General features: G+C 50.4%; 29 protein-coding genes and 1 tRNA gene. 17 read left to right on the plus strand and 13 right to left on the minus strand.

Going from position 1 to position 26944, the window contains the following annotated elements:
• Positions 1-145: 145 nt before the first annotated feature.
• From NNO04_RS18765 to flk, 3 genes are all read left to right on the plus strand, one after another.
• Positions 146-514 carry a hypothetical protein gene (locus tag NNO04_RS18765; RefSeq protein ID WP_271445965.1) on the plus strand — a complete coding sequence of 123 codons (369 nt, stop codon included), beginning with the start codon at positions 146-148 and terminating at the stop codon, positions 512-514.
• A complete protein-coding gene (locus tag NNO04_RS18770) occupies positions 514-1026 on the plus strand; it encodes a YbjP/YqhG family protein (protein ID WP_271445985.1) in 513 nt (170 codons plus the stop codon). The genes NNO04_RS18765 and NNO04_RS18770 overlap by 1 nt, the downstream gene beginning before the upstream one ends.
• A 191-nt stretch (positions 1027-1217) precedes the next feature.
• Complete coding sequence (gene flk / locus NNO04_RS18775) at positions 1218-2219, plus strand: flagella biosynthesis regulator Flk (RefSeq protein WP_271445986.1); 1002 nt, start codon at positions 1218-1220, stop codon at positions 2217-2219.
• Here the strand turns inward: flk and NNO04_RS18780 are convergent.
• On the minus strand, positions 2216-3394 hold the full coding sequence (locus NNO04_RS18780; protein ID WP_271445966.1) for an MFS transporter: 1179 nt from the start codon (positions 3392-3394) through the stop codon (positions 2216-2218). The genes flk and NNO04_RS18780 overlap by 4 nt on opposite strands.
• A 205-nt stretch (positions 3395-3599) precedes the next feature.
• Positions 3600-4817: a beta-ketoacyl-ACP synthase I gene (gene fabB, locus NNO04_RS18785; RefSeq protein ID WP_271445967.1), complete on the minus strand. Its 1218-nt coding sequence runs from the start codon at positions 4815-4817 to the stop codon at positions 3600-3602.
• 158 nt (positions 4818-4975) lie between these two features.
• Here fabB and mnmC point away from each other — a divergent pair, with 158 nt between their 5' ends.
• Positions 4976-6976, plus strand: a complete 2001-nt coding sequence (gene mnmC, locus NNO04_RS18790; protein ID WP_271445968.1) for a bifunctional tRNA (5-methylaminomethyl-2-thiouridine)(34)-methyltransferase MnmD/FAD-dependent 5-carboxymethylaminomethyl-2-thiouridine(34) oxidoreductase MnmC — start codon at positions 4976-4978, stop codon at positions 6974-6976.
• A gap of 104 nt (positions 6977-7080) precedes the next feature.
• On the opposite strand, the gene NNO04_RS18795 is transcribed toward mnmC, so the two are convergent.
• Genes NNO04_RS18795 through prmB form a run of 6 tightly spaced genes read right to left on the minus strand, consistent with a single transcriptional unit; the run spans position 7081 to position 11634 of the window.
• Positions 7081-7359, minus strand: coding sequence for a YfcL family protein (locus NNO04_RS18795; protein WP_271445969.1), 279 nt, complete (start codon positions 7357-7359; stop codon positions 7081-7083).
• Between the two features lie 32 nt (positions 7360-7391).
• On the minus strand, positions 7392-7940 hold the full coding sequence (locus tag NNO04_RS18800; protein WP_271445970.1) for an elongation factor P hydroxylase: 549 nt from the start codon (positions 7938-7940) through the stop codon (positions 7392-7394).
• Positions 7940-8749, minus strand: a complete 810-nt coding sequence (locus NNO04_RS18805; protein WP_271445971.1) for a sulfite exporter TauE/SafE family protein — start codon at positions 8747-8749, stop codon at positions 7940-7942. Before NNO04_RS18805 ends, NNO04_RS18800 begins: the two co-directional genes overlap by 1 nt.
• Positions 8749-9573 carry a penicillin-insensitive murein endopeptidase gene (gene mepA, locus NNO04_RS18810; protein WP_271445972.1) on the minus strand — a complete coding sequence of 275 codons (825 nt, stop codon included), beginning with the start codon at positions 9571-9573 and terminating at the stop codon, positions 8749-8751. Before mepA ends, NNO04_RS18805 begins: the two co-directional genes overlap by 1 nt.
• A gap of 3 nt (positions 9574-9576) precedes the next feature.
• Positions 9577-10662, minus strand: coding sequence for a chorismate synthase (aroC, locus tag NNO04_RS18815; RefSeq protein ID WP_271445973.1), 1086 nt, complete (start codon positions 10660-10662; stop codon positions 9577-9579).
• Positions 10663-10701: 39 nt separating this feature from the next.
• Entirely contained in the window at positions 10702-11634 is a 933-nt protein-coding gene (gene prmB, locus NNO04_RS18820) for a 50S ribosomal protein L3 N(5)-glutamine methyltransferase (protein ID WP_271445974.1), read from the minus strand.
• A gap of 165 nt (positions 11635-11799) precedes the next feature.
• Here prmB and smrB point away from each other — a divergent pair, with 165 nt between their 5' ends.
• The gene (smrB, locus tag NNO04_RS18825) at positions 11800-12351 is read left to right on the plus strand and encodes an endonuclease SmrB (RefSeq protein WP_271445975.1); all 552 of its coding nucleotides are present in this window, start codon (positions 11800-11802) and stop codon (positions 12349-12351) included.
• Positions 12352-12439: 88 nt separating this feature from the next.
• Here smrB and sixA read toward each other — a convergent pair whose 3' ends face one another.
• The 4 genes from sixA to NNO04_RS18845 form a co-directional block, all read right to left on the minus strand.
• Positions 12440-12925 (minus strand): phosphohistidine phosphatase SixA, encoded by a 486-nt coding sequence (sixA, locus tag NNO04_RS18830; protein ID WP_271445976.1) that lies wholly within the window; start codon positions 12923-12925, stop codon positions 12440-12442.
• A 213-nt stretch (positions 12926-13138) separates the two neighbouring features.
• The gene (gene fadJ, locus NNO04_RS18835) at positions 13139-15280 is read right to left on the minus strand and encodes a fatty acid oxidation complex subunit alpha FadJ (RefSeq protein WP_271445977.1); all 2142 of its coding nucleotides are present in this window, start codon (positions 15278-15280) and stop codon (positions 13139-13141) included.
• A complete protein-coding gene (gene fadI / locus NNO04_RS18840) occupies positions 15280-16590 on the minus strand; it encodes an acetyl-CoA C-acyltransferase FadI (RefSeq protein WP_271445978.1) in 1311 nt (436 codons plus the stop codon). Before fadI ends, fadJ begins: the two co-directional genes overlap by 1 nt.
• A gap of 178 nt (positions 16591-16768) precedes the next feature.
• Positions 16769-17053: a YfcZ/YiiS family protein gene (locus NNO04_RS18845; RefSeq protein WP_162383127.1), complete on the minus strand. Its 285-nt coding sequence runs from the start codon at positions 17051-17053 to the stop codon at positions 16769-16771.
• 371 nt (positions 17054-17424) lie between these two features.
• Here NNO04_RS18845 and fadL point away from each other — a divergent pair, with 371 nt between their 5' ends.
• Positions 17425-18765 carry a long-chain fatty acid transporter FadL gene (fadL, locus tag NNO04_RS18850; RefSeq protein WP_271445979.1) on the plus strand — a complete coding sequence of 447 codons (1341 nt, stop codon included), beginning with the start codon at positions 17425-17427 and terminating at the stop codon, positions 18763-18765.
• Between the two features lie 63 nt (positions 18766-18828).
• Here the strand turns inward: fadL and mlaA are convergent, their stop codons facing one another.
• Positions 18829-19584: a phospholipid-binding lipoprotein MlaA gene (gene mlaA, locus NNO04_RS18855; protein ID WP_271445980.1), complete on the minus strand. Its 756-nt coding sequence runs from the start codon at positions 19582-19584 to the stop codon at positions 18829-18831.
• Between the two features lie 287 nt (positions 19585-19871).
• Here mlaA and NNO04_RS18860 point away from each other — a divergent pair, with 287 nt between their 5' ends.
• The 11 genes from NNO04_RS18860 (at position 19872) to NNO04_RS18910 (ending at position 26913) form a co-directional block, all read left to right on the plus strand.
• Entirely contained in the window at positions 19872-20813 is a 942-nt protein-coding gene (locus tag NNO04_RS18860) for a formate/nitrite transporter family protein (RefSeq protein WP_271445981.1), read from the plus strand.
• A 75-nt stretch (positions 20814-20888) separates the two neighbouring features.
• A tRNA-Arg gene (locus NNO04_RS18865) sits at positions 20889-20963 on the plus strand.
• 163 nt (positions 20964-21126) lie between these two features.
• Positions 21127-22413: a tyrosine-type recombinase/integrase gene (locus tag NNO04_RS18870; RefSeq protein ID WP_271445982.1), complete on the plus strand. Its 1287-nt coding sequence runs from the start codon at positions 21127-21129 to the stop codon at positions 22411-22413.
• Positions 22406-23146: a hypothetical protein gene (locus tag NNO04_RS18875; protein ID WP_064736788.1), complete on the plus strand. Its 741-nt coding sequence runs from the start codon at positions 22406-22408 to the stop codon at positions 23144-23146. Before NNO04_RS18870 ends, NNO04_RS18875 begins: the two co-directional genes overlap by 8 nt.
• Before the next feature lie 156 nt (positions 23147-23302).
• Positions 23303-23494 carry a helix-turn-helix transcriptional regulator gene (locus NNO04_RS18880; RefSeq protein WP_000749077.1) on the plus strand — a complete coding sequence of 64 codons (192 nt, stop codon included), beginning with the start codon at positions 23303-23305 and terminating at the stop codon, positions 23492-23494.
• A 48-nt stretch (positions 23495-23542) separates the two neighbouring features.
• A complete protein-coding gene (locus NNO04_RS18885; protein WP_221661537.1) occupies positions 23543-23734 on the plus strand; it encodes a hypothetical protein in 192 nt (63 codons plus the stop codon).
• A gap of 81 nt (positions 23735-23815) precedes the next feature.
• Positions 23816-24010: a hypothetical protein gene (locus NNO04_RS18890; RefSeq protein WP_064736786.1), complete on the plus strand. Its 195-nt coding sequence runs from the start codon at positions 23816-23818 to the stop codon at positions 24008-24010.
• The gene (locus tag NNO04_RS18895) at positions 24007-24393 is read left to right on the plus strand and encodes a hypothetical protein (RefSeq protein WP_048337197.1); all 387 of its coding nucleotides are present in this window, start codon (positions 24007-24009) and stop codon (positions 24391-24393) included. Before NNO04_RS18890 ends, NNO04_RS18895 begins: the two co-directional genes overlap by 4 nt.
• A gap of 75 nt (positions 24394-24468) precedes the next feature.
• Positions 24469-25512 carry a replication protein gene (locus NNO04_RS18900; protein ID WP_271445983.1) on the plus strand — a complete coding sequence of 348 codons (1044 nt, stop codon included), beginning with the start codon at positions 24469-24471 and terminating at the stop codon, positions 25510-25512.
• A 282-nt stretch (positions 25513-25794) separates the two neighbouring features.
• Positions 25795-26499: an HNH endonuclease signature motif containing protein gene (locus NNO04_RS18905; RefSeq protein ID WP_249532594.1), complete on the plus strand. Its 705-nt coding sequence runs from the start codon at positions 25795-25797 to the stop codon at positions 26497-26499.
• A gap of 3 nt (positions 26500-26502) precedes the next feature.
• Complete coding sequence (locus NNO04_RS18910) at positions 26503-26913, plus strand: hypothetical protein (RefSeq protein ID WP_271445984.1); 411 nt, start codon at positions 26503-26505, stop codon at positions 26911-26913.
• The last annotated feature ends 31 nt before the right edge of the window (positions 26914-26944 follow it).

Below are 26944 nucleotides of genomic sequence, written 5' to 3' on the forward strand. Positions count from 1 at the left end.
ATACCACCCATCGAAAAAGTATATTAATAAATACGTTAACTAATATTACTAAGTATATTAATAGCACTATCTGTCATTCGTCTCAGAATAAATACTGTTAAAGCTTTACGAAATTCTACTACGCAATCCATTAACAGGAGTTATTATGAGCTGGGACAAAAATGCAGCAGTGAATTACGCTAAATCGCATGCAGGTTCTCATTCGCAAGGACGCTGCGCAGAATTTACCCGTAAAGCCATTCAGGCAGGAGGCATTGTCCTTGGGCACACATACCATGCCAAAGATTATGGTCCGATGTTAAAAAACGCCGGTTTTAGCGCCATCGGCACCTTTGAGTCCCCCCGCGAAGGCGATGTCATTGTTATTCAACCCTATGCGGGTGGTAATCCCAGCGGTCATATGGCGATTTTTGACGGGACGGTATGGTATTCCGACTTCAAACAGCGCGATATGTGGGCGGGTCCAGGCTATCGGACAGCAAAACCCACCTACACCATTTACAGGATAAAATGATGAAAGCGTTCTCTCTTATTGCGCTCATCTTGCTTAGTGGTTGCACGGCTGCCCACCGTGACAGCACGCAAGACGTCAAACAATTCTATCTCTCGTGGATGAAAATCTACACGGATGATGTGTCCACACCCGATGAGACAGAGGCAGTCATGCACCGTTACGTCGCCAGACAACTCGTCGAACGTCTGGATCTGATTAACAGTTTTTATGAACAGGAGATCGTCGGGTCGGACTACTTTATGTACGTGCAGGACTATGCACCGACGTGGATCCCATTATTACGCGTTGGTCAGGTGCAGCCATTTCTTGGCGGTGAAAAGCTGAATGTTCAACTGGGCACTGAGTTGGAACCAATCTACCTTGAGGTCTATACGCGCAGGGAAGACGGAAACTGGAAGATTTATCGCGTCCGTGATGTGGGCAATCATTACGAACACCCTGTTTACAGCGCCGGGGAGATTGAGCACGCCAGAGAGTGGTCTGACCGTAGCAACCCCGGTACGAAAAAATGAACAAATAAAAAAGGAGTCGGAAGGCTCCTTTTCCGCCAGTTTCCCGCTCTTTTCTATCCCCATTCTGCAACAAGAAATTTCACATCTGACATAGCTGTTTGAGAACGAGAGTTAACCGGGCAAGTGTGCCATAATCTCGCCGCCAGGCATACTGCGAGACCTGGTTTGCAAAGATTTAAGGATTAGTGATGATGCAACCCATTTCCGGAGCTCCCGCACAACCTCCTGGTGAAGGACAGAACCGTCTTTCCATCGCGGGCGAACAGCCGTTATCCACCCAACAACGTACCGTTCTGGAACGACTGATCACTCGCCTGATTTCGCTGACGCAACAGCAAAGTGCGGAAGTATGGGCCGGAATAAAACACGATTTGGGGATAAAAAGCGACACGCCGTTGCTTTCGCGTCATTTTCCTGCCGCTGAACAAAATCTCAACCAACGACTGGGCGTCGCCCAGCAAAACCACGCTAATCGTCAGGTGCTGGCGCAATTAACGGAACTGTTGAGCCGGGGGAACAATCGCCAGGCCGTCAGTGATTTTATCCGCCAGCAGTATAACCAGACGGCGTTAAGCCAGCTTACACCAGAACAATTGAAGAACGTATTGACGTTACTGCAACAAGGGCAGCTCTCTATCCCACAGCCACAGCAGCGTCCGGCGACCGACAGGCCGTTATTACCCGCCGAACACAATACGCTCAACCAGCTCGTGACCAAACTGGCTGCCGCCACGGGCGAATCGGGAAAGTTGATTTGGCAATCAATGCTGGAACTTTCCGGCGTAAAAAGCGGCGAGTTGATCCCGGCTAAACAGTTCACCCATCTGGTGACCTGGTTACAGGCGCGTCAGACACTCAGCCTACAGAATACTCCCACATTGCAAACGCTACAGGCGGCGTTGAAGCAGCCGCTTGAGCCGAATGAATTTACGGCCATCAAAGAGTATGCGCTGCAGACTTATCAGATCCAGCCGCAAACGATTTTGACCACAGTCCAGGTGCAGGATCTGCTTAACCAGATTTTCCTGCGTCGTGTAGAACGAGAGCGGGAATTGAACGATCCTCGACATATTCAACCACTCTACAGTCCGTTCGCGCCGGTTATTGAAACCATAAAATCGCTGTCGGCCCGGCCAGGCCTGCTGTTTATCGCACTCATGATTGTGCTGACTCTTTTTTTGTTGGTTTCCTAACTTTTCCTAAAAGAGAGTAATGTCACGATAATGCCCACCACTGCGGAAATCGCCCCGGCCAGAAATACTGAGGGATAACCGCATGAGGTGGCTAATAGCCCCGCCAAAGGTCCGGTCACACCGTAGGAAATGTCCTGAAAAGCGGCGTATCCCCCCAACGCGGTACCGCGAACCTGCGAAGGTACGCGTTTCACCACCTCAACGCCCAGCGCCGGGAAGATTAATGAGCACCCGGCCCCGGTTAATGCCGCACCCAACAAGGCAAACCACGCGGTTGGCGCGAGCCAGAGCAACACCAGCCCGACGGTTTCAACACACAGTGAAACGAGTGCCACCCTCACGCCGCCAAAGCGATCTGGCATCCAGCCAAACAGCACACGCATGAGCACAAATGCGCCGCCAAACGCGGTCAATGTAAACCCCGCCATCGCCCAGCCATTGCTGGCAAAGTAGAGAGAAATGAAGGTACCGATAACGGCAAAACCGACGCCCTGCAGCGCCAGGCCAACTCCAGGTTTCCAGATAAGCCCGACCACGCTCCACAGTGAAGGACGTACGCCTGGATGCGCTGGAACTTTACGCACGGAGCCGTTAAACAACCACGCCAGCAGCGGAAGCGCTATAGTGACGCAGGCCAGCGCAGCAAAACCATAATGGCTGTGGATTAACAGACCAAGCGGCGCACCGGCCGCCAGCGCGCCGTAAATCGCCATCCCGTTCCACGACATTACCTTACCCGAACGCCCCGACCCAACCAGCCCCATTCCCCAGGTTAATGTGCCCGTCAGTAACTGACTTTCACCAAATCCCAGGATCAAACGCCCGACAATCAGCAGAGCAAATTTAACCGGGATAGAGACCGGCAACAGCGCTGCCAGCAACCACGCAACGCCCGCCAGGGCACAGGCAAACATCCCCTGTAGCACAGAACGTTTAGCGCCATATTGATCGGCGAGCCGCCCGGCATAGCCTCGTGTGAGCACCGTGGCCAGAAACTGAATGCCCACGGCGATACCGACCATGGTGTTGCCATAGCCCAGTTCATGATGCACAAAAAGCGGGATGACAGGTAAGGGTAAACCGACCGTCATATAGGTCAGGAAAACCGCAAAGGCGATGCGAAAGAGCGAAAAATTCGCAGAAGATGTTTGTTCTGTTTGGGTCACTGCTGTCATGCGTTACTCCGAAATGCAGAGTAAGGCGAGGAAATGCCACGCCCCCTCCACCTGACCATCAGGATTAAGGTGCGTTGGGTAATGTTAAACACCCACTATTATCAGAGAGATAATGTTGAGGATGGAGTTTGCCTTTGAGAAGCGGTTATTGTCAACGCATAAAAAAGGGAGCCATTTGGCTCCCCTCTTCTTGCATCGCGGATGCTTACGCTTTCAGTTTACGCATAACCAGCGTGGCGTTAGTGCCGCCGAAACCGAAGCTGTTGGACATCACTGTGATCAGTTCACGATCGGTCGTTTCCGTCACAATGTTCAGACCCGCAGCCTGCTCATCCAGCTCTTCAATATTGATGCTTGGTGCGATAAAACCGTGTTCCAGCATCAGCAGAGAGTAGATGGCTTCCTGTACGCCAGCGGCGCCCAGAGAGTGACCACTCATCGCTTTGGTCGCAGAAATAGCCGGGCTGTTATCACCAAACACTTCGCGAATTGCACCCAGCTCTTTCACGTCGCCAACCGGCGTAGAAGTGCCGTGGGAGTTCAGGTAGTCGATTGGGGTATCAACACCGTGCATTGCCATCTGCATGCAGCGCACTGCGCCTTCGCCAGACGGAGCAACCATGTCAGCACCATCGGACGTTGCGCCGTAGCCAACGATTTCCGCATAGATGTGCGCGCCACGAGCCAGAGCATGCTCGAGCTCTTCGACAACAACCATACCGCCGCCACCTGCGATAACGAAACCGTCACGGTTTGCGTCATAAGTACGGGAAGCTTTGTCCGGAGACTCGTTATATTTGGTAGACAGCGCGCCCATTGCGTCGAATTCACACGCCATTTCCCAGCACAGCTCTTCACCGCCGCCCGCAAAGACGATGTCTTGCTTGCCCAGTTGAATCTGTTCTACCGCGTTTCCGATACAGTGTGCGGACGTCGCACAGGCGGAGCTGATGGAGTAGTTCACACCGTGGATTTTAAACGGTGTCGCGAGGCACGCGGATACCGCAGAAGCCATCGCTTTGGTGACCACATATGGACCCACCGCTTTCAGGCCACGCGGGCTACGCATCGCATCGGCACCAAAAACCTGAGATTTAGACGAACCGCCAGAACCGGCAATCAGGCCCACGCGTGGATTGTTCTGATAAACTTCATCTTTCAGACCGGCGTCTTCAATCGCCTGCTGCATGGAGAGATAGGAATAGATAGAGGCATCGTTCATGAAACGGACCACTTTACGGTCGATAAGACCAGTGGTGTCCAGTTTGACGTTACCCCACACGTGGCTACGCATTCCTGAGTCTTTAAACTCCTGAGAGAAAGTGATCCCTGAACGTCCTTCACGCAGAGATGCCAGGACTTCCTGCTGGTTATTACCGATGCTGGAAACGATGCCCAAGCCAGTAATCACTGCACGTTTCATTCAATACCTCTGTAAGTCACACTATAGTAAGTTTCGAATGGCACAATAGCGTACACTTGTACGCCGAACAAGTCCGATCAGCCAATTTATGCGGAAATTTGCGCCGCCAGGCACACATCGCTAAGATCGTGACACTGCCTGTGAGACGAGTAACTTACGTGAAACAATACGCTATACAACCTGCCAACCTTGAATTTAATGCTGAGGGTACACCTGTTTCCCGAGATTTTGATGATGTCTATTTTTCTAATGATAATGGACTGGAGGAGACGCGTTACGTTTTTCTCGGCGGAAATCATCTCGCGGAACGCTTCCCCACTCATTCACGGCAATTATTTGTGGTGGCAGAAAGCGGTTTTGGGACCGGTCTCAATTTTCTAACACTCTGGCAGGCATTCGCCGCCTTTCGCGCTTCACACCCGCAAGCCACGTTAGAGCGACTTCATTTCATCAGCTTCGAAAAATATCCACTAAGCCGCCAGGATTTAGTGCAGGCGCATCAACGCTGGCCTGAACTGTCGCCCTGGGCTGAGCAGTTACAGATTCAGTGGCCACTGCCACTGGCCGGTTGTCATCGCCTGTTGCTGGACGAGGGGCGTGTGACGCTGGATTTGTGGTTTGGCGATATCAACGAACTGACCGGGCAACTGGATGAGACGTTAAATCAGAAAGTTGACGCCTGGTTCCTCGACGGTTTCGCACCAGCCAAAAATCCGGATATGTGGACGCAGAATCTGTTCGACGCGATGGCGCGACTGGTCCGTCCTGGCGGTACGCTGGCAACGTTTACCTCCGCAGGTTTTGTGCGTCGGGGTCTACAGGATGCTGGTTTTACCATGCAAAAATACAAAGGGTTCGGGCGCAAGCGTGAAATGCTTTGCGGCGTGATGGAACAAACCCTGACACAACCGTCCACGTCACCCTGGTTTCTCCGTCGTGGAACCACAAAACGTGAAGCGGCAATTATCGGCGGCGGCATCGCCAGCGCATTATTGTCGCTGGCGCTGTTACGCCGTGGCTGGCAAGTCACGCTGTATTGCGCTGATAAACAGCCTGCTCAGGGGGCTTCTGGTAATCGCCAGGGCGCGCTGTATCCGTTACTCAGCAAACACGACGCAGCCATTAACCTCTTCTTTCCTGCCGCATTCACCTTTGCCCGGCGCCTGTATGATGCCCTGCCCGTTGAGTTTGCACACAACTGGTGTGGCGTCACGCAATTAGGCTGGGATGAAAAGAGCGAACAGAAAATCGAACAAATGCTGTCGCAGTCATTACCCAGTGAATTCGCAAAGGCCGTTGACGCTACACAGATTGAGCGAACCATCGGCCTGCCGGTAAACTGCGCGGGGATCACCTGGCCGCAAGGTGGCTGGCTGTGCCCGGCGGAGTTGACCGCAGCGGTACTGATCCTGGCCGAAAAACAGGGATTACGTCTCTGTTATCAGCATTCACTGACCACCCTTTCAATGCAGGAAGCAGACTGGCAATTGACGTTCGCCGACGGGACGCAAGCTGAACATCAGGTTGTCGTCCTGGCAAACGGTCATCAGATTAATCGTTTTGATCAGACTCAGCCGTTGCCGGTTTATTCCGTCGGGGGGCAGGTCAGTCATATTCCCACCACCTCAGCGCTTTCCGCCCTACGACAGGTATTGTGCTATGACGGCTATCTTACCCCGCAAAACCCGGCCAATCAGCATCACTGTATCGGCGCCAGCTATCACCGTGGCAGCGAAGAGACATGCTATCGCGAGGATGACCAGCAACAGAATCGGCAGCGCCTGATTGACTGTTTTCCGAATGCGGAGTGGGCAAATGAGGTTGATGTGAGCGGAAAAGAGGCGCGTTGTGGCGTACGTTGTGCCACCCGCGACCACCTGCCCATGGTGGGCAATGTGCCGGACTATGACGCTACGCTCATTCAGTATGCAAACCTGGCTGAACACAAAGCTGACGCGGAAAGTGCGCCTGTCTACACGGATCTGTTTATGTTGGGCGCGCTGGGATCGCGTGGACTGTGCTCTGCCCCACTGTGCGCTGAGATCCTCGCCGCGCAAATGAGTGAGGAACCTGTTCCGTTGGATGCGGACACGCTGGCGGCATTAAACCCGAATCGTTTATGGATACGGAAGTTGTTGAAGGGGAAAGCGGTAAAGTAACGGGACAATGCCGGATGACGGTGCAAGCACCTTATCCGGCCTGTGGGACGCGGGATCGGAGGCCGGATAAGACGCCAGGCGTTGCCATCCGGCACAATCCGCCATTATTTTGTCGTGGCCTTCTGGAACAGAGTGTCCCACATCTCCTTCACTAAGGCCTGGTCACGTGGCGAGAGTTCACCCGCGCCAATCGCTTTTTCCAGACTCGTGGTGACATTGGTATATACCGCGTCAGCGGAATGGTCATTACCACCTTCCAATTCGGCAACGGCTAGCGTCAGGTGGCCACGCAAATACCCACTGGCAAAAAGCTCATCATCACTTGCATGCTCTACCATGTCGTCGATTAATGCCAGAATGCGTGATTCAAACTCCGCGATCATCTTCTTTCCTCATTGTAAACGTGGCGCTGGCTTCAGTTGAGCGCTTCTGGCCACGGGAACTGTTCCACCTTAAGATCAGGCGTGTGATAATAATTCTGTAGCGCTTTAATGAATCGCGCTGGACGTTCAGGGATCCCTTTTTCCAGATATTCCATCACCTGAGCATGTACCCGACGCTGAAACACCACGCGATCCGGTTCAAAGTCGCCTTCCAGATTGTCGCAGCTGACGTTGAACGGATAACCCGCCGCGACGCAAAACAACCAGTCAAACGCCTGTGGTTTCACTTCCACATCCTCAAACTGGCTCTGAGTCTGCGCATCCCGGCCATCCGGACAGTACCAGTAACCAAAATCGACCTGTTCCCGCCGCGCTTTACCCGCGATGCACCAGTGCGAAATTTCATGCAGGGCGCTGGCGTAAAATCCGTGGGCAAAGACAATACGGTGATATGAGATCTCAGCATCAGCAGGAAGATAGATCGGTTCGTCGTCGCCTTTAATCAGACGGGTATTAAACCCATCGGCAAAACAGCCATTAAAAATATCGATTAGCTGCTCGTAGTGATGTGTACTGTTCATTAGCTCATCCCCAACCAGTGGAGGATCTCCTGTCCATGGCTATCATAAAGTAGTTTGGCGCTCATCACCGCCGAAACGATAACGATCATGGGCCGAATTAAGGTTTGTCCTTTGCTCAATACCAGTCGGGAGCCCATACGCGCGCCAAGGAACTGGCCAATCAGCATCACAAAGCCGGTCGCCCAGATCACTTTTCCGCCGATGATAAACAATAACAGACCGCCCACGTTTGAGGTGGCGTTAAGTAATTTGGCGTGAGCCGTTGATTTGGCGAGGTTATATCCGCACAGCGTGACAAAAGCCAGTGCGTAAAACGAGCCTGCTGCGGGCCCAAAAAAACCATCGTAGAAACCGACGCATCCACCGGCGATCAGCGCAAAAGGCAGACCGTAAAGACGACGCTGTCTGTCTTCCTCTCCCAGTTTCGGCATCAACAAAAAGTAAAGACCGATACAGATAACCAAAACGGGCAAGATCTGACGCAGCACATCAGATTGCACATGTTGCACCAACAGCGCGCCGCTCATTGATCCAATGAAGGTCATCGCAATATTGAGTTTTTGATCCGCAAGATTGATTACTTTGCGGCGAACAAAATAGACAGTGGCCGAGATGGAGCCGCCGCAGGCCTGCAGTTTGTTGGTAGCCAGTGCGTTCGCAGGCGACATTCCCGCCGCCATCAGCGCGGGAATCGTCAGCAGCCCCCCGCCTCCGGCGATTGAATCAATAAATCCTGCCAACACCGCGATAAAAAACAGAACCACCAACAACAGCGGCGACACCATAAACAGGTCTAAAAAATTGTCCATTAGAGTACGTGCTCATCCAGTAGCGCCTGGCAGGAAGGTGGCAACGGTGGTGGTGTCTTCTTCTCCGGCTTTGTTGTTCCAGGTTTCGGTGGTTCGAACCAGCTCTGCAACTCCGCGCCACATCCATCACCCGGAGGCGGCAACGGTTGATCTTCGCACTCAAGGCTGTCGGCAGGGCAGCGTAGTCTGACATGCATATGCGCACGATGCTGGAACCAGGGGCGAACCTTTCGCAACCAGTCGCGATCGGTCCCGGCATCCAGGCAAAGCTGTTGTTTAATCGCAGGATTCACAAAAATTCGCGTGACGTCGTTATCTTCCGCCGCCAGTTTAATCAGACGAGATATTTCCGGCTTCCATAACGACGGCACGACGTGTTTACCATCAGCGGCCACCAGATCCAGCGCCTGAGGTCGCAGCAGTTGAGACTGCGTCCAACGCGTTTTCGGCAACTGGAGGAAAATATCGACGTCCAGGCCGGTTTGATGGCTGGCATGTCCGCCGTTGAAACGACCACCAGCAGGCATTCCCATATCGCCAATCAGCACCGTTCCCAGCCCCAGTTGGTTCACCTGCGAACTCAGACGCTGGATAAACATCACCAGATCGGGATGACCAAAATAGCGGCGCTGATCGGTGCGCATCACCTGGTAGGATTCAGACTGTACAGGAAGCGTGTCGGCGCCCACGATACAACCATTCGAAAATCCACCAATAGATTGTGCGCTTCCCGCGACGGGTTGGGTTATTTTTTGCCAGGGCGTCGCCGCCAGGCTGGCACTACTGACCAACAGGGCCAGCAGTGCAAGTAGCGTTTTTTTCATCTGTTACCAGCGTGGTATATCAGTTTTTACATCCGCATTTTGCGCCCGCTGACGCAGTAGATGATCCATCAACACGATCGCCAGCATCGCTTCGGCAATCGGGACCGCGCGGATCCCAACACAAGGATCGTGACGTCCTTTGGTTACCATCTCAACTTCTTCGCCAAAACGGTTGATCGTCCGTCCAGGCACGGTAATGCTGGAGGTTGGTTTCAGCGCCATGTGAGCCACAATTTGTTGCCCACTGCTGATCCCCCCCAGAATGCCGCCAGCATGGTTGCTCTGGAAACCTTCTTTGGTGATTTCGTCCCGGTTCTGACTGCCACGCAGCGCGACCACGTCGAAGCCATCGCCGATTTCCACCCCTTTTACCGCATTGATGCTCATCAGCGCGTGGGCGATGTCGGCATCCAGGCGGTCAAACACTGGCTCACCGAGACCTGGCGGTACGCCGTTTGCCACCACCGTCACTTTCGCGCCAATGGAATCACCTTCTTTTTTCAGCGCGCGCATCAGTTCATCTAACGCGTCGATTTTGTCCGGATCGGGGCAAAAGAACGGGTTAAGTTCTACCTGCGACCAGTCTTTGATCGCCAGCGGAATATCCCCCATCTGGGTCAGACAGCCCTGAATAACGATACCGAATTTTTCGGCCAGATATTTTTTGGCAATCGCTCCGGCCGCAACACGCATTGCCGTTTCACGGGCAGATGAGCGCCCGCCGCCACGGTAATCACGTAAACCGTATTTCTGCTCATAGGTATAGTCGGCATGGCCCGGACGAAAAACGTCTTTAATGGCGCTATAGTCCTGCGAACGTTGATCGGTGTTTTCAATCAGCAAACCGATGCTGGTGCCGGTCGTGACGCCTTCAAACACACCCGACAGAATTTTCACCTGATCCGGCTCACGACGCTGAGTAGTGTAACGTGAGGTACCCGGACGACGTCTGTCGAGATCGTGCTGCAAATCAGCCTCTGTCAGAGGGATGCCAGGCGGAACGCCATCGACGATACACCCGAGCGCCAGCCCGTGCGATTCGCCGAAAGTGGTTACGCGAAAGAGTTGTCCAAGTGTATTTCCTGCCATCACCGCTCCATTATCGTTGTTGTGTGTTTGCGCGTTTGATTAATCTTTATAGATGCTGAAATGTTCACGAGCCGCAATCAGCTGCGCTTTCGTCAGCATGAAGACGCCGTCGCCGCCATTGTCGAATTCCAGCCAGGTAAACGGCACATCCGGGTATTGTTCAATCAGATGTACCATGCTGTTTCCGACTTCACAAATCAGAATACCGTCATCAGACAAGTAATCCGGCGCATTGCCCAGGATACGGCGGGTAAGCTTTAACCCATCGGAACCTGATGCCAGACCCAGTTCTGGTTCGTGACGATATTCACTCGGCAGATCGGACATATCTTCTGCATCGACATACGGCGGGTTGGTAACGATGAGGTCATACTGGAGTTTCGGCAGGTCGCGGAACACATCAGAGCGGATAGGCGTGACATGATGGAGCAGACCATGTTCTTCAATGTTACGCTCGGTCACCGCTAATGCATCCGTAGAAATATCGACGGCATCAACTTCCGCTTCCGGGAAAGCATAGGCGCAGGCAATCGCAATGCAGCCGCTCCCCGTACACATATCCAGAATATGGTGCGGCTGGCCTTTGATTAGCCCGTCAAAATGGTTGTTGATCAATTCGCCAATCGGCGAGCGCGGTACCAGTACGCGTTCATCCACATAGAATTCGTGACCGCAGAACCAGGCTTTGTTCGTCAGGTAGGCCACCGGAATACGCTCATTAACGCGACGAATCACGCGTTCAACAATTCGGTGACGTTCACTCGGTGTCAGACGCGCGGTACGCATGTCTTCAGGAATATCCAGCGGCAAATACAGTGTCGGCAATACCAGTTGCACGGCTTCATCCCAGGGATTGTCCGTCCCGTGGCCATACCAGATATTTGCCGCGCTAAAACGGCTGACCGCCCAGCGCAACATGTCCTGAATGGTATGCAGTTCACTCACTGCTTCATCGACGAAAATTTTATCCACGTATTCCTCCAGGGCATGCTCGCATTAAATTCGGCGGCTAGTTTGCCACGAAGACGGGGATAAATCAGCATTCACGCAGAGCATGAACACGAAAATTGCGTTTTGGCGGATCGGATATCCCCGGAGTCGGGTAAACTAACGCAAAACAGAAGATGAGACGCGCGAATGAAAAAGAAAAACCCGCTCAGCGAGGAGGACCAGGCGTTGTTCCGGCAGTTGATGACCGGCACCCGTCAGATTAAACAGGACACGATCGTTCACCGCCCGCTACGAAAAAAAATCACCGAGGTTCCGGTTAAACGCCTCATTTCGGAGCAGGCCGACGCCAGTCACTACTTCTCTGACGAATTTCAGCCACTGTTGAATACGGATGGCCCGGTAAAATACCTTCGTCCCGACGTCAGCCATTTTGAATTGAAGAAGATGCGCCGTGGCGATTACTCCCCGGAGCTGTTTCTCGACTTGCATGGTTTGACCCAGCAACAGGCCAAACAAGAGTTAGGCGCATTGATTGCCGCCTGCCGCCGGGAACATGTGTTTTGCGCCTGTGTGATGCACGGACATGGTAAACACATCCTTAAACAGCAGACACCGCTATGGCTGGCGCAACACCCGCATGTGATGGCTTTTCATCAGGCGCCGAAGGAATATGGCGGCGACGCCGCGCTGCTGGTGCTGATAGAAGTCGAAGAGTGGCTTCCACCCGAACTTCCCTGAACCGCCAAAACAGAAAGAGCCGCAGTAGCGGCTCTTTTGATCGTTGTGTTTGCTAGATAGCGGCTTCGCCTGATCCGGCATTTTACCGTTAAATGGCTTTCGCCATTTTCAGATTACATGGACTCATCTGCCAGTTGAAACAGCCTTTGCCAGTCTCATCAAGCGTTACGCTTGCAATGGCAGACGTGGTAAACATTGGCGGCGTTTCACCCGGACAAAGTTCAGACACGAGATATCCCACTAAGGGTAAGTGAGAGATCACCAGCACAGTGGCGACACCTTCATTAGCCAGAGCCTGCAGATAGGCACTGACCAGACCAACATCGCCGCAGGGAGTCAACTCCGGTAAAACATCTACGCTTTTCGGCAGATTCAGACACTCCCCAACGACATCCAGCGTTTGTTCGGCTCGCAGGAACGGGCTCACCAGAACGCGTTCGATATCCACTTTTTGACCTTTCAGCCAGTTCGCCATTTGGCGGGACTCGTCACAACCACAAGAGGTTAAGGGACGAACCGAATCACTGGCGGCATCGAGGGCCGCGTCGCCGTGACGCATGATAAAAACTTGCATATTGCACCGCTTTTGTTAACCAGAATCACCCACATTCGTACTCAATACCCTAATGGCAGTGGTAAAAATGCGGTGGCCGGCATTGTGCCTTATCCGCTCACCGAATGAAACGCCGTTTTTTACCGCAATGGCGTAAATATAGTCAATCTCTGTTTACAAATTGAGCATGATACATTCATTCGGTGCGGATTCATCCTACCTTTGACCTTACACCTACAGGTCCGTTTCCCCACTCTTCCAGAAGCGATCACCACGCTGCGCCATCTGCAATAGCGGCTCACACGGCGTAAACCGGTCGCCATATTGCGCACTCAGCCGTTGCAGAGTTGCAACCACTTCTCCCGCCCCCAGGGAGTCCATATAACGGAACGGGCCGCCAAGAAACGGCGGGAAACCAATACCGAAAACAGCGCCAATGTCACCATCCCGGGCGCTCCGGATAACCTGCTCATCGAAACAACGAGCCGCTTCATTGAGCATTAACATCACGCAACGTTCAACAATCTGCTGCGCGGAAAGCCTTTTCTGCCCTTGTACGCCAATAAGCGTATAAATTGCAGGGTCGACGCGTTTTTTGCTTTTACGCCCTTTTGCCCCATAAAGATAGAAACCCCGGCCATTTTTTCTACCTTTGCGATCATCATTCAAAATTGAAGCAACAACATTTGCAGGCGCGCTAAAACGTTCTCCGTAAGCCGCTTCCAGTACAGGTATAATTTTAGTGCCTGTATCGATTCCAACCTCATCCAAAAGTTGGATTGGGCCTACCGGAAAACCAAACTTTACGAGCGCTGCGTCGATATGTTCGACACGTTCCCCTTCTGTCAGTAATCGGATGGCCTCGTTGATATAGGGAGCAAGAATGCGGTTGACATAGAATCCCGCTTTGTCGCTAACCACAATGGGCGTTTTACCCTGTTTTTTCGCCAGCTTAACGGTTGTTGCAATTGTCTGCGCGGAAGTGGTCGCATGCGGGATGATCTCGACCAGCGGCATTTTTTCTACCGGACTAAAGAAATGCATGCCAATCACTTGTTCCGGTCTGAGAGCCTTTGCTGCAATATCCCCAATCGGTAAAGATGAGGTGTTAGAAGCAAAAATTGTGTGAGAAGCGCAATTCTGCTCAACTTCCTCCACCATCCGTTGTTTTAACGACAAATCTTCAAACACGGCCTCAATGACCAGATCCCGGTGAGAGAAACCGCGATAATCGGTAGCGCCAGAAATTAACGCCAGCTGTTTGTCACGTTCGCTTGCCTTGATATGGCGGCGGCGCACTTTCGTTTCAAGTTGCTCCCAGGTGTACTTCAGCGCATGATTGATTCCTTTCGTATTAATGTCTTTGATGCGAACTGGCACGCCGCCTTTACAGGCCGTCACATACGCAATACCGCCGCCCATTAATCCACCGCCAAGAATCCCTACGCTTTCGAGTGGGCCTGGTTGTGCGTCGCTGCCTGGATCTTTTTTTACCTCGGTACTGGCAAAGAAGATATTACGCAAGGCTTTTGACTCTGACGTCATCGCCAGTTCGCCAAACGCCCGCGCTTCAGCGTCATAACCACTGCTGCTCCCCTGCGCCAATCCGGTTTCTAGCACGTCCAGAATATGGCCGGTGGCCGGATAGTTTCCCTGCGTTTTCTGTTCCGTCTGCTTCCTGACCATACGAAACAACAGGGCACGTCCCAATGGACCTGCCAGAATGCGTTCACGAACCGGTAATTCACGATGAACAGGCCGATCCTGTTTGACTAACTCAACAGCGGCTTCCAGCAAAATGGACTGGGGAACAACCTCATCCACCAGCCCCGCCTTCAGCGCCTGTTTGGCACGCAGTTGCTTGCCAGTGAGGATCATATCCAGCGCCGTACTTATCCCGACCAGGCGCGGCAGCCGCTGTGTGCCGCCCGAGCCCGGCAACAGCCCAAGCTGCACTTCCGGCAATCCCAGTACTGTTTTTGTATCATCGGTACAGATGCGTTTATGGCAGGCCAGCGCCATCTCCAGCCCCCCGCCCAGACACGCACCATGAATGGCGGCAATGACCGGGATCGGCAACGCGTTAATCTCGGACATTATCTGCTGGCCCTGACGTGCAAGGGCTTCAGCCTCCTGCGCGCTGCGACAATGGCCAATCATATTGATATCGGCGCCTGCAATAAAATTATCTGGCTTTGCGGAGATGAACACCACGCCGAGCAATGCTTTGTTTTCACGGATTTGTTTCAGAATGGCGCGAACCTGTGCCGCAAATTCCGCTTTCAAGGTGTTCATCTTTTCGCCGGGAACGTCCATGGAAACAACGGCGACATTATCCAGACGCACGTTAAGCGTAAAAGCCGATGTCATTTCCATTATTCCGCCTCCAGAACCATTGCCGCACCCAGACCACCCGCCGCGCACGCGGTGACTAAACCAAAGCCCCCTCCCCGGCGCCGCAACTCGTGTAATGTCTGGGTGATCATGCGTGCGCCTGTGGCGGCAAACGGGTGACCATACGCAATCGACCCGCCCAGCACGTTGAATTTGCTGTCATCCACCTCACCGGTGGCATGCGCCCGCCCCAAAACATCCCGGGCAAAACGTTCGCTGCCCAGCAGTTGAACATTGGCTAACGTCTGCGCGGCAAACGCTTCATGCATATCAATAAGCGTCAAATCGGCCATCGTGAGTCCCGCGCGCTCCAGCGCCAGCGGTGTAGACCATGCGGGACCCAGTAACATGTCCTGCCACACATCAATGGCGGTAAAAGCGTAACTGCGCAGATAACCCATCGGGACCAATCCCAACTCCCTAGCGCGAGATTCCGTCATCAAAATAACGGCAGCCGCACCGTCCGTCAGCGGTGTGCTGTTAGCCGCCGTCACTGTGCCATGCTTTTTGTCGAACGCGGGACGCAGTTTTGCGTAATCAGCCAGCGTAGAGTTACCGCGAATATTATTGTCTTCTGAGAGAGGATCGTTGAAGGGCGGCACCCATGTGGTCATGACTTCATCCGCCAACTTACCTTCGGCCCAGGCCTGGGCGGCACGCTGGTGAGAACGATGTGCCAGCGCATCCTGCTGTTCACGGGTAATACCGTACGTTTTCGCCATTTGTTCGGCGGTATCCCCCATCCGCAACCCCGTTGAATACTCCGCCACCGCAGGAGGAACCGGCATCAGATCGCGTAAACGCAGGCGAGAAAAGAGTTTGAGTCGCTGTCCGGTCGTTCTGGCTTTATTGACGTCCACCAGCACGCGCGCCAGTTTTTTGCTCACACCAATGGGCAACACAGAAGAAGAATCGGCCCCACCGGCGATACCCGCACGGATAGTACCCGTTATCAGACTCTCGGCGACATTCGCCACTGCCTGAAAACTGGTCGCACAGGCCCGGCTCACACTGTAGGCATCCGTATGAACGTTCATCCCGGTACCCAGCACGATTTCGCGCGCGATGTTTGGCGCTTCAGGCATTTGTACAACCTGGCCAAAAACCAGTTGTTCAATCACATCAGGGGGGATCTCACTGCGTGCCAGCAGTTCACCCACGACCATTTTCCCCAGATCAACGGCGGGAATGCCATGAAATGCAGTGGCTTGCCGGGCAAACGGTGTACGTAAACCGCTCACAATGGCGATACGATCGCCCTGACGGGTGACCAGCGGTAAAGCCTGACTCATAACACTCCCCTGTAAAAAAATAAATTAAGTGGTCTGACCTGATCACAGTCTTAACCAATTTTTTACATTTAGCCAAGGGGAGACATTAGAAAGTGCGAGCTATGGCACAGTGAATAGTTACATAGCGTTACGAAAACACCCCTGCCATTATTTGACAGGGGTGTTTGAAAGGAGGGGATTAACGCAAGCCCAGCTGGAAGATCAATGTTTCAGCTTCGCAGGCGAAGACAAAATCGATATCCAGACGAACACCTTCAGACTCTTCAGTGAAAGTAGAGGTGATTTGGCAAGGTTCGGATTCCACGCTACGCGCTTTCTCCGTCAACGCGGCCAGCGTCTCTTCAGCCTGCGCGCGGTTTGCGAACACACGGCTGTACGACGCGGTGCAGTCGGAGTTGTCCATAATGGTCCCAACGTCCATACAGCAGCAAACCGGGGTTTCATCAGCACTGCATTTACTCATTGTAGATTTCCTCTGTATTCGCACCTTAGGTGCCAGATAAACGTTGGGAATATTTTACGCTCCCGCCATTCACCTCTCCAGTCGTTAATGATGTGAAATAGGATAAGTGACCGAAATCACACTTAAAAATGATCTAAAACAAAAATCACCTAAAAGTGTGAGTGCATATCCCCCCAATTTTGCCAGCTGGATCGCGTTTCTAAGATCACAATTGAAAAATTTTATAAACATACTTGCAACATTCCATCTGGTCAGACCTATACTCACGCCACTGGTCTGATTTCTCTGCTGTACCTCAGACCCTACACTTCGCGCTCCTGTTACGGCATGTAACATAGTTTGAATAAAAATAAATCAATGAGGTTATGGTCATGAGCCAGAAAACCCTGTTTACAAAGTCTGCTCTCGCAGTCACAGTGGCAATTATCTCCACACAGGCCTGGTCTGCAGGCTTTCAGTTAAACGAATTTTCTTCCTCTGGCCTTGGCCGGGCCTATTCAGGTGAAGGCGCTATCGCCGACGACGCAGGTAACGTCAGTCGTAACCCGGCTTTAATCACGATGTTTGATCGCCCGACGTTCTCAGCTGGTGCGGTGTATATCGATCCTGATGTTAATATTAGCGGACGTTCACCATCAGGTCGTAGTCTGGACGCAGATAACATCGCGCCAACCGCCTGGGTACCGAACGTACACTTCGTTGCGCCAATCAACGATCAGTTTGGCGTCGGGGCATCCATTACCTCTAACTACGGTCTGGCTACCGAGTTTAACGACACTTATGCAGCGGGTTCTGTTGGTGGTACTACTGACCTCGAAACCATGAACATGAACGTAAGCGGCGCGTATCGCTTAAATGAGGCCTGGAGTTTTGGTCTCGGTCTGAATGCCGTTTATGCTCGCGCTAAAATTGATCGTTATGCGGGTGACTTAGGTCAACTGGTTGCCGGTCAGATTATGCAGTCTCCTGCCGGGCAGACTCCGCAAGGCCAACAATTGGCGGGAATGGCAAACAGTATCCCAAGCGATGAGAATATTGCTCACCTGAACGGTAATCAGTGGGGCTTTGGCTGGAACGCCGGTATTCTCTATGAAGTCGACAAAAACAACCGCTACGCCTTAACCTACCGCTCTGAAGTGAAAATCGATTTCAAAGGTAACTACAGCAGCGATCTGAATAGCGGAATCAACCGCTTTGGTCTGCCACTTCCAACGGCCACAAGCGGAGCGACCCAGTCCGGTTATTTGACGCTGAATCTGCCTGAAATGTGGGAAATCTCTGGTTATAACCGCGTTGCGCCGCAATGGGCTGTTCACTATAGCCTGGCTTACACCAGCTGGAGTCAGTTCCAGGAGTTAAAAGCAACGTCGACCAGTGGCGACACCCTGTTCCAGAAAGACGAAGGCTTTAAGGATGCTTACCGCATCGCCATAGGTACGACCTACTACTATGATGACAACTGGACATTCCGCACCGGTATCGCGTTTGATGATAGCCCAGTGCCTGCCGATAAGCGTTCCATCTCGATTCCGGATCAGGACCGCTTCTGGCTGAGCGCGGGTACCACTTACGCCTTCAATAAAGATGCGTCTATTGATGTTGGCGTCTCTTACATGCACGGTCAAAGCGTTACGATCAACGAAGGCCCTTACCAGTTCGAATCTGAAGGTAAGGCCTGGCTGTTCGGCACCAACTTTAACTACGCGTTCTAAGTTTGTCCCAGGCATAAAAAAAGGTGAGCGTTCAGGCTCACCTTTTTTATTGGCCTCAGGCCATCACTCAGAATCAATATCTTTGAGCTCGTCCTGAATCGCCTGCGCGTTCGGGTTTTCCTGAGGTTTAAGCTTCCCGCCATTGGCGATGAAATCATGGCGCTGGAAGTACGCTTCACGCACCATAATGTACGGGTCAGAAGACTGGCGCAGCAGGCCATCAGAATCCAGAAGCTGTGCGCGGGTCTCAATTCCTTCCAGCGTCCATTTGCCGATAGACATCGGCCAGGTCAGCCAGGAGAGGACAGGATAGAGATCATCCACCATGTCGCCGCCGTCGTCACGAAGCGTGAAACTGCCATAGAACGGAAGCTGCATATACGGCCCATAACCTACGTTATAGTGCCCTAACGTACTGCCGAAACGGTGGGGTTCAGCACGCTGCAGTTTCGGATTCGCCATTCCCGCAACATCAATAAAGCCGCCCATCCCCAACAGGGTGTTCAGGAAGAATCGGGTGAAATGCACCATCCCCTGATACGGATCGCCCTGCAGGAAGTAGTTCACCATTACCGCGGGTTCTTCAAGGTTGCCGGTGAAGTTGCTCAGACCATTTCGTGCAGGTTGAGGAACATAGTCACGCCAGGCGACAGCGACCGGTCGAACGACATACGGGTCCAACACATTGAAGTTGAAGTTGTACATGGTGCGGTTGAACCCTTCAAATGGGTCGGAACGCCCCTGCTGTTCTGTACCGGAACTCGCACACCCCACCAGCAGTGTGGTTCCCAGCGCAAGCGCCGACAGGCGAAGCTTCATAAATGTCTCCCTGTTGATTATGGCTATCGCTGATTGCCATCCATGACGGTACAAAAACGTATCCGCCTGTTTAGGTGTGAGCGATTGTAACAGCACGTCAAACGATGTCTATATGCCCGATCTTGATGATCTGATCATAGCTGGTAACGCCGCGCTCGTAATGCTTCTATCTTAACTGACGACAAAAAGCCAAACGTTACCATTTTTGCGATTTCAACGTTTGCCCCTCTGCTGTGAACAAAAAATCGCTACGCTTTAGCTATACGTGCTCATCACAAGGCGACACGATGGACAAGCTCAACAACGATAAAATCGATCGGCACAGCGATGAACTTGAAGTAGAAAGCGAAGAGAAACAGCGCGGCAAGAAAATTGAGCTCGACGAAGACAGACTCCCCTCGCGAGCGATGGCCATACATGAGCACATCCGTCAGGATGGCGAGAAAGAACTGGAGCGCGACGCCATGGCGCTGCTATGGTCGGCGATTGCTGCGGGGCTTTCCATGGGAGCCTCTTTGCTGGCAAAAGGGATTTTTCATGTTCAGCTGGATGATGTTCCCGGCCGCTTTTTACTCGAGAATCTTGGTTATACCTTTGGCTTTATCATTGTCATCATGGCACGCCAACAACTGTTCACAGAGAATACGCTCACGGCAGTACTTCCCATCATGCACAAGCCAACGCCAGGCAATATCGGTTTACTGATGCGACTCTGGGGAATTGTGCTGCTGGGTAATGTTCTCGGCACTGGCATCGCAGCCTGGGCCTTTGAATATATGCCCATATTTGATGAAGAAACGCGGGACGCGTTTGTCAGTATCGGAATGGAAGTGATGAAAAACAGTCCGTCAGAAATGTTTGCCAACGCAATCATTTCAGGATGGTTGATTGCCACCATGGTGTGGATGTTTCCGGCAGCCGGGGCCGCAAAAATCGTGGTGATCATCCTGATGACCTGGCTCATCGCGCTGGGCGATACCACACACATTGTCGTCGGGTCAGTTGAAATTCTCTATCTGGTCTTTAACGGGACGCTACACTGGAGCGACTTCTTTTGGCCCTTCGCTCTGCCAACCCTCGCCGGAAACATCTGCGGCGGCACCTTTATCTTTGCGTTGATGAGTCACGCGCAAATCCGCAACGATATGAGCAACAAACGTAAACAAGAAGCCAGGCAACGCGCTGAGCATGAAGAGCTGCGGCAGAAAAACCAGAAAAAACAGTCCTGAATGGCGACGGTTTGAGCAGTCAGGCGACCTTATACTTACCGCGCTGCGTAAAAAACGCTATACTCTTGCCGCTTCGTCTCCTTAGTTAAATGGATATAACGAGCCCCTCCTAAGGGCTAGTTGCAGGTTCGATTCCTGCAGGGGACACCATCCCGCCGTACACCAACGTCTACTACCGTCCACAAATCCCCTGCAACCATCTAAAAACAAAGATATTTTTTCTCCTGACGTCCATTACCGTCTATTGAAATCAAGTAAGTCTATGGGGCATAATTTGGGGCATTGTTGGTTCGATTGTATATGTGCCCCCAATATGACCAGAAACACCCTCAACAGATTGACAGATCGTCAGTGCAAAACAGCCAAGCCACGAGACAAAGCTTATAAGCTGTCTGATGGCGGTGGTCTTTATCTTGAAGTATCCCAAATCGGTTCGAAGTATTGGCGTATGAAGTATCGCCGCCCATCAGACAAGAAAGAAGACAGACTTGCTTTTGGGATATATCCAACCACCAGCTTACAAGACGCCAGAGAAAAACGAGACGACGCCAGGAAGCTGTTATCCAGAGGGATAGATCCCAAAGCCGAGCAAAGAGCAGCAAAAGCGGAAGAAAAAGGCGCATTCACTTTTGAGACGATAGGACGTCAATGGGTTGAAAGCCACCAGATGTGGAACGAAGACCACCGAAAACGCGTACTTAGAAGTCTTGAAATGTATATTTTCCCTCACATTGGCACTTCGGATATTCGCAAACTGGAGGCGATGACAATTTTACCTTTGTTTAAAAAGGTAGATGACGCCGGGAAACACGATACTGCCAACCGACTTAAACAACGAGTTAAAGACATCATACATAGCGCCCGTCTGAGTGGCATTAAGACAGAAATTATCACGAATGATCTCGATGTACGGTTAATGCGTCATGAAACTAAGCATCATGCCGCGCTACATCCCAGAGATTTGCCAGATTTTTTCACTCGATTGGGCAGCTTTAAAGGAAATCCTCTTACCCGCCTTGCCATTGAGCTAACCATGTTGACCTTTGTTCGCTCAAGCGAGTTAAGGTTTGCCCGTTGGAAAGAATTTGACCTCGACCGCGCTGAGTGGGTTATCCCTAAAAAAAGAGAGCCTATTGACGGTGTGAGGTTTTCCACCCGTGGCACAAAGACGGGAAAAGACGAACATATCGTGCTTCTTAGCCGTCAGGCTGTTTCTATTGTAAAGCAGTTGAGAGAACTAAGCGGAAGCTACGATGTTGTGTTTCCGAATGAAAGAAACACCAAAGGCGTGATGAGTGAAAACACGGTAAACAAGGCATTACGCTTAATGGGCTATAACACGCAAGAGGACGTAACTGGACATGGATTCCGTGCCACAGCCTGTAGTTCCCTGATGGAGTCCGGTTTGTGGCAGGAGGACGCAGTAGAGCGCCAGATGAGCCACAAAGAATATAAAGACGTTAAAAGAGCCTACAAGCACAAGGCTGATTACTTAGAAGAGCGCAAACTAATGCTTCAATGGTGGGCAGATTATCTGGACGCCAATCGAGAAATACATATAAGCCCTTACGAGTTCGGAAGGAGAACACGCCGTGACTAAGATGACAGGACTAGATGCGTTTTATAACGAGTCAGAAGATAAAATCTGGTTTGGTAATCTGATCAGCGAACTGGCAAGGCTAAACAATGAAAATGAAAGAATGATAGCTGCCGCTATCTTAAGTAACTACAGATTGAGCAAGGCTAAACCAGATACTTTAGGGGGGCTGGGCTTTTATCAGTTCGATTGGGTATCAGGTTTTACAACTAATGAAGACTTTGAAAAGCAGTGTGTGGAGTTTTTAGGTCTTCTGGCTATGGGGCATGAATACAGGGAGAGCCCGATACCGGGGGAAGAAGGGACTTTCAACGTTAGGAAAGGAGAAGACTTTTTATATCACGATGATGAGGATGATTGGTATGGGTCTTACGATTCGTTTTATTTCAGGCGCTCCGAGTTGGTGAACTTCTTCCCCGAACTGGAAGATGACAACATTGATGAACCGATAGCAGAGGAAACAGAAAGTGGGTCGCTCCCCAGTGACTGGCGCGGCAAAAACACCGCCTGGAAAATGATTGCTGGGCTGGCGATTGCTTTATATGAATCCAGCGAGGACGTTAGAAAGAATGGAAAGCTCAACCAATCCGCGGTGTGCGAGAAAGCAGCAAATAACATCGCAAAGTACAGTGAAGAATACAATGATGCTGGCATGACCATGGATAATCTAAGAACGCTTCTAAAAAAGACTTTGCAGCGGCACGCACCCAATTTTTTGGGAAAGATAACCAAGTAAGATAATTGATGTTCCCAAATTGGCTGGAGAGACGAAAACAAACGCCCAATTTGGGACAATTCCTTTCCCGAAAACTTTTTCTCCAAATTCACAGAAAACTTAAAAAAACAATGATTTACTATCTCACATAGTCAAGCAACGTATTACGAGGTAGATATGAAAAAGTCGCTGATTCGGCTATCTGAGGTTTTGAAACGCACTGGCTATAGCAAGGCGTGGGTATATGCTCTGATGAGCCGCGGACAATTCCCCCAATCAGTCAAGATTGGTGCTCGCGCAATAGCTTTTATTGAGAGCGAGATCGATGACTGGATCGATCAACGTATAGCCGAATCGCGTAGCAACTAAAGAACAGAAACAAACCGGATACAAACAATACGTTATTAGGTATTAATAATGCAGTTGAACCCCACCAATCAAAAGCTGAACGTAACCCATGTTGATTTTGAAACCTTCGCGGCACTGATTAGATCAGAGCCACAAAAGGTAAGCACCAGCACCTGGGTTTATGATGTGAAATCCACCAACGGTGGAAAAGCTATCGGCATTGCCTCTGGCGATGATTACTTAGTAATAGATCTGATTTAATCGCACAAAAATTGTAGAGTAATTTGGGGAGACAGGAAGTCTCCCCCGTATTGCATTTTGGTACAACAGTAAGGGAATAAAATGATTAATTATCTGACCGCTAAAGACGCAGCAGAATATCTTGGCATCTGCCTGTCACGCTTCTATCAGTTAAAGCGATATATCCCCAGCTTTCCTCCCTATATAAATCAGACCATCAATGGACGCAAGCGCCGGGTGTGGCTTGCCTCCAGCCTTGATCAATTTGCCGACAGATTTCTGGGGGAACGAAAATGAGCACTCTTACACGTACTCAGGTCGCCGCAAATATACGCGATAGCCTACTAAGTGGTAGGAAGCTTACCCCAAAGGAGTTTGACGACATATTAAGAAAAGCCGGAAATCATGAACGTAGCCGCGTTTTAACGCTGTTACGCAACGATTGGGGGATTCCTGTTGAGCAGTTTAAAACAGGGGCGTATCACGTCACAGAACGCAATTTAGAAGCATACCACAGCGATAAAGACGAAACATTGAAGATCTGGAGGACGAACGCCAGATATGTAAAGACATTGCGTAAGGTAAACATAACGTTGTCATTGCTGCGTGGGCTGGTGGGCAAAGTGCCTGAAGACACGCTTAGAACTGTTTACAAGGGTATTGAAACCAAATACCTGTGATTGACAAAGCAGAAAGCCGACTTTGCGAGAGTCGGCTTCCATATAGTTAAATTCCAATATCAATGGAACGTTCGAATGAAATTGTACGATAAAGACGCTGATCTGTCTATGCGACAACATAAGGCTGTTATTAGATGGTGCGGTAATCGTGTGAATATTTGCGTAAAATCAGCTCCACGGGAAAATACTCCATCAGTATCAACACGCACGCCCTATATACAACTTCTAAAACCATCTCGCCATCGCAACGCATGGACGCTTTCTAAATGGCGCTCAATGCGAGATCGCCTGTTTAGCCTTAATGTGGACGCAACAATTGGTATCCCCTACTTTCTGACTCTCAAACCTATAACCGGAATAAAGCCAGATTGCTTTAGCAAGGCACTGAGGGCGTTTACTAGATATCTGACGACCGCTAAAAATACTCATTGGTTTTATTGTGTTGAATGGGGGCAACATCAGCCAGAGCCACATATCCATTTTCTTATCAAAGTGAATAGCGAAACGACTAAAAACAAAATTATGGATAAGTGGATAGTGTCGATGAATAAGGTGATACCAGACGACATGCCGCCAGAGTGGGAACTAGGGAACCGCCAGCATTTCACACCTGTATACAATACAAATGGCATCATAGACTACATGGCGAAAAAAGAAACGAAGCTCGATGACTTCAACAGAATGGCAAACAAAAGCCAATATGACTGGTCGCAGATTACAGTATGGGGGTGCTCTAACGAATGGATACAGCACAAGATAACAACAGAGACAATATCATTGGTAGGCTTCCATGCTGTGAGACGCGTACAGAAAGCAAGCCAGGCATCGAAGAAATACAAGGGAAAGGACAAACGGCAGATACAGCGCACGCTAAAAAGGCAGAGTATTGAGAGATCTTCCATAACACCCTTTTCATCGCCCCTGAACAGTAATCACGGTTGGTCACTGACAAAGTTGATTAGCTGGAAAGAATCAGAAGTGGAGCGCAAAGATCTACTAACCTCACAAATTAGAAGAACAAGCAGTGCGCAGAACCAGCTATTAAGAATGTTAAGACGGGCAAGAGTGATAGTATCCAGAGCACAAAGAGAAAGTGGCGGTTATGACATTCTCTATTAGTAGTAAGAGATCATGACAGGAAAGCTCATTTTTCAACCAACACAAGGCAGCAACCAAAGCGCCGGAGGCGCATTAGGCGAAAACGCTGCCAGAAGCGTAGGTAGCAGATCAAACCCATATTGTTGAAATGGTCATTATGTAAAATGAGCTAACACTTTGATGCGATAGATTGATAAACTATGACACCAGATGCAATGAATGTAGCGCAATGAGTTTCATGTAAAAGTAATCCTCAAATTATTGTTCAGTGCACTTTCTGAACAAAGTTTTTGATAGAAAGGAATGCGTGTGGCGATATCAAATAAATCTATAAAACTATTGTGGTCTAACGCTGCTGGTAGATGTTCTTTCCCTGACTGCAAAGTAAGGCTTTCGGTGGAGGAAGCAGCTGAAGTTGCACCATATACTATCGGTGAAATGGCCCATATAAAGGGTAATAAACCAGGTTCAAACCGTTATGATGAGGAACAGTCTGCTGATGAGCGAGATAGCTACGAAAATTTAATCTTACTCTGCCCCACGCATCATACATTGATTGATAAAGTTGAAAATGAAGATAAATACAGTGTGGAAATTCTTCATGAAATGAAAAGAGCTCATGAAAATTTTATTTCAAACCGATTATCTGCTATCAAGCTTGAACACATTGAACAACTAAAAGATCTAATTTCAGTATATATGGCTGAAAATTATCAAGCCTGGGAACAATATGGACCTATGTCAGATAATGCTAGAAAAAATCCACATAACGATCAAATCTATGCTTTGTGGACATCTGAACGGCTATCAACAATTGTACCTAATAATAGAGAGATCACTAAGATTTTACAGGCGAACAGAGACCTCTTTACCAGAACAGAACAAAGACTAGTAAGTAAATTTATACAGCATGTAGAGAGCTATGAGCAATGGGTTAACGACAAAATACCATATAACTCTATACAGAGATTCCCGTCAGACTTTGAAGCATTTGTTTTAGGAGAATAAAAAATGCCAGCCGAAAATAATAAATTCCCTTGGCTAAGTTATTATAGAAATTATAATTTTTTTGAGCAACGGATGCGAGAGCATAGCAAAGTTGTTTCTTGCGAAAACATTAACATAGGTCTTTATAATATACGATTAACAGATGGCAAAACATTGAAAGTTTTCATCTGTGAATGCTACGCATTTGGTACTGCTGAATATGTCGAATCTTGTGAAAACTATGGGGAGCTAAATGCAGTAGTTATAAGTTCTAACTGGTGTGGATATTCTTTAGATATAAAGCGTGACTGCATGCAAAACAATGTTGGAATTTTCAATATAGGAGGATTTATGGCAGCAATAAATAGAGATATGTTCTGGACTTACATGACTGAATATGAAAAAGAACGATTCAAAGAATATGGTTGGCTATAACCTGTGAGTTTAATAATTTATGGTTTCGGAT

This window comes from Citrobacter sp. Awk 4, from assembly GCF_028069725.1.
Classification (GTDB): domain Bacteria; phylum Pseudomonadota; class Gammaproteobacteria; order Enterobacterales; family Enterobacteriaceae; genus Citrobacter_D.

What these genes read in the sequence shown, in the direction of transcription:
- NNO04_RS18880 (WP_000749077.1), top strand. Translation starts at nt 23,303, where the DNA reads ATGAAAAAGTCGCTGATTCGGCTATCTGAGGTTTTGAAACGCACTGGC.
- NNO04_RS18765 (WP_271445965.1), top strand. Translation starts at nt 146, where the DNA reads ATGAGCTGGGACAAAAATGCAGCAGTGAATTACGCTAAATCGCATGCA.
- NNO04_RS18905 (WP_249532594.1), top strand. Translation starts at nt 25,795, where the DNA reads ATGCGTGTGGCGATATCAAATAAATCTATAAAACTATTGTGGTCTAAC.
- NNO04_RS18805 (WP_271445971.1), bottom strand. Translation starts at nt 8,749, where the DNA reads ATGGACAATTTTTTAGACCTGTTTATGGTGTCGCCGCTGTTGTTGGTG.
- NNO04_RS18890 (WP_064736786.1), top strand. Translation starts at nt 23,816, where the DNA reads ATGATTAATTATCTGACCGCTAAAGACGCAGCAGAATATCTTGGCATC.
- flk (WP_271445986.1), top strand. Translation starts at nt 1,218, where the DNA reads ATGCAACCCATTTCCGGAGCTCCCGCACAACCTCCTGGTGAAGGACAG.
- NNO04_RS18895 (WP_048337197.1), top strand. Translation starts at nt 24,007, where the DNA reads ATGAGCACTCTTACACGTACTCAGGTCGCCGCAAATATACGCGATAGC.
- mlaA (WP_271445980.1), bottom strand. Translation starts at nt 19,584, where the DNA reads ATGAAGCTTCGCCTGTCGGCGCTTGCGCTGGGAACCACACTGCTGGTG.
- NNO04_RS18860 (WP_271445981.1), top strand. Translation starts at nt 19,872, where the DNA reads ATGGACAAGCTCAACAACGATAAAATCGATCGGCACAGCGATGAACTT.
- fadJ (WP_271445977.1), bottom strand. Translation starts at nt 15,280, where the DNA reads ATGGAAATGACATCGGCTTTTACGCTTAACGTGCGTCTGGATAATGTC.
- NNO04_RS18900 (WP_271445983.1), top strand. Translation starts at nt 24,469, where the DNA reads ATGAAATTGTACGATAAAGACGCTGATCTGTCTATGCGACAACATAAG.
- NNO04_RS18795 (WP_271445969.1), bottom strand. Translation starts at nt 7,359, where the DNA reads ATGATCGCGGAGTTTGAATCACGCATTCTGGCATTAATCGACGACATG.
- mepA (WP_271445972.1), bottom strand. Translation starts at nt 9,573, where the DNA reads ATGAAAAAAACGCTACTTGCACTGCTGGCCCTGTTGGTCAGTAGTGCC.
- fabB (WP_271445967.1), bottom strand. Translation starts at nt 4,817, where the DNA reads ATGAAACGTGCAGTGATTACTGGCTTGGGCATCGTTTCCAGCATCGGT.
- NNO04_RS18770 (WP_271445985.1), top strand. Translation starts at nt 514, where the DNA reads ATGAAAGCGTTCTCTCTTATTGCGCTCATCTTGCTTAGTGGTTGCACG.
- fadI (WP_271445978.1), bottom strand. Translation starts at nt 16,590, where the DNA reads ATGAGTCAGGCTTTACCGCTGGTCACCCGTCAGGGCGATCGTATCGCC.
- aroC (WP_271445973.1), bottom strand. Translation starts at nt 10,662, where the DNA reads ATGGCAGGAAATACACTTGGACAACTCTTTCGCGTAACCACTTTCGGC.
- NNO04_RS18870 (WP_271445982.1), top strand. Translation starts at nt 21,127, where the DNA reads ATGACCAGAAACACCCTCAACAGATTGACAGATCGTCAGTGCAAAACA.
- NNO04_RS18885 (WP_221661537.1), top strand. Translation starts at nt 23,543, where the DNA reads ATGCAGTTGAACCCCACCAATCAAAAGCTGAACGTAACCCATGTTGAT.
- NNO04_RS18910 (WP_271445984.1), top strand. Translation starts at nt 26,503, where the DNA reads ATGCCAGCCGAAAATAATAAATTCCCTTGGCTAAGTTATTATAGAAAT.
- NNO04_RS18780 (WP_271445966.1), bottom strand. Translation starts at nt 3,394, where the DNA reads ATGACAGCAGTGACCCAAACAGAACAAACATCTTCTGCGAATTTTTCG.
- NNO04_RS18800 (WP_271445970.1), bottom strand. Translation starts at nt 7,940, where the DNA reads ATGAACAGTACACATCACTACGAGCAGCTAATCGATATTTTTAATGGC.
- fadL (WP_271445979.1), top strand. Translation starts at nt 17,425, where the DNA reads ATGAGCCAGAAAACCCTGTTTACAAAGTCTGCTCTCGCAGTCACAGTG.
- sixA (WP_271445976.1), bottom strand. Translation starts at nt 12,925, where the DNA reads ATGCAAGTTTTTATCATGCGTCACGGCGACGCGGCCCTCGATGCCGCC.
- NNO04_RS18845 (WP_162383127.1), bottom strand. Translation starts at nt 17,053, where the DNA reads ATGAGTAAATGCAGTGCTGATGAAACCCCGGTTTGCTGCTGTATGGAC.
- smrB (WP_271445975.1), top strand. Translation starts at nt 11,800, where the DNA reads ATGAAAAAGAAAAACCCGCTCAGCGAGGAGGACCAGGCGTTGTTCCGG.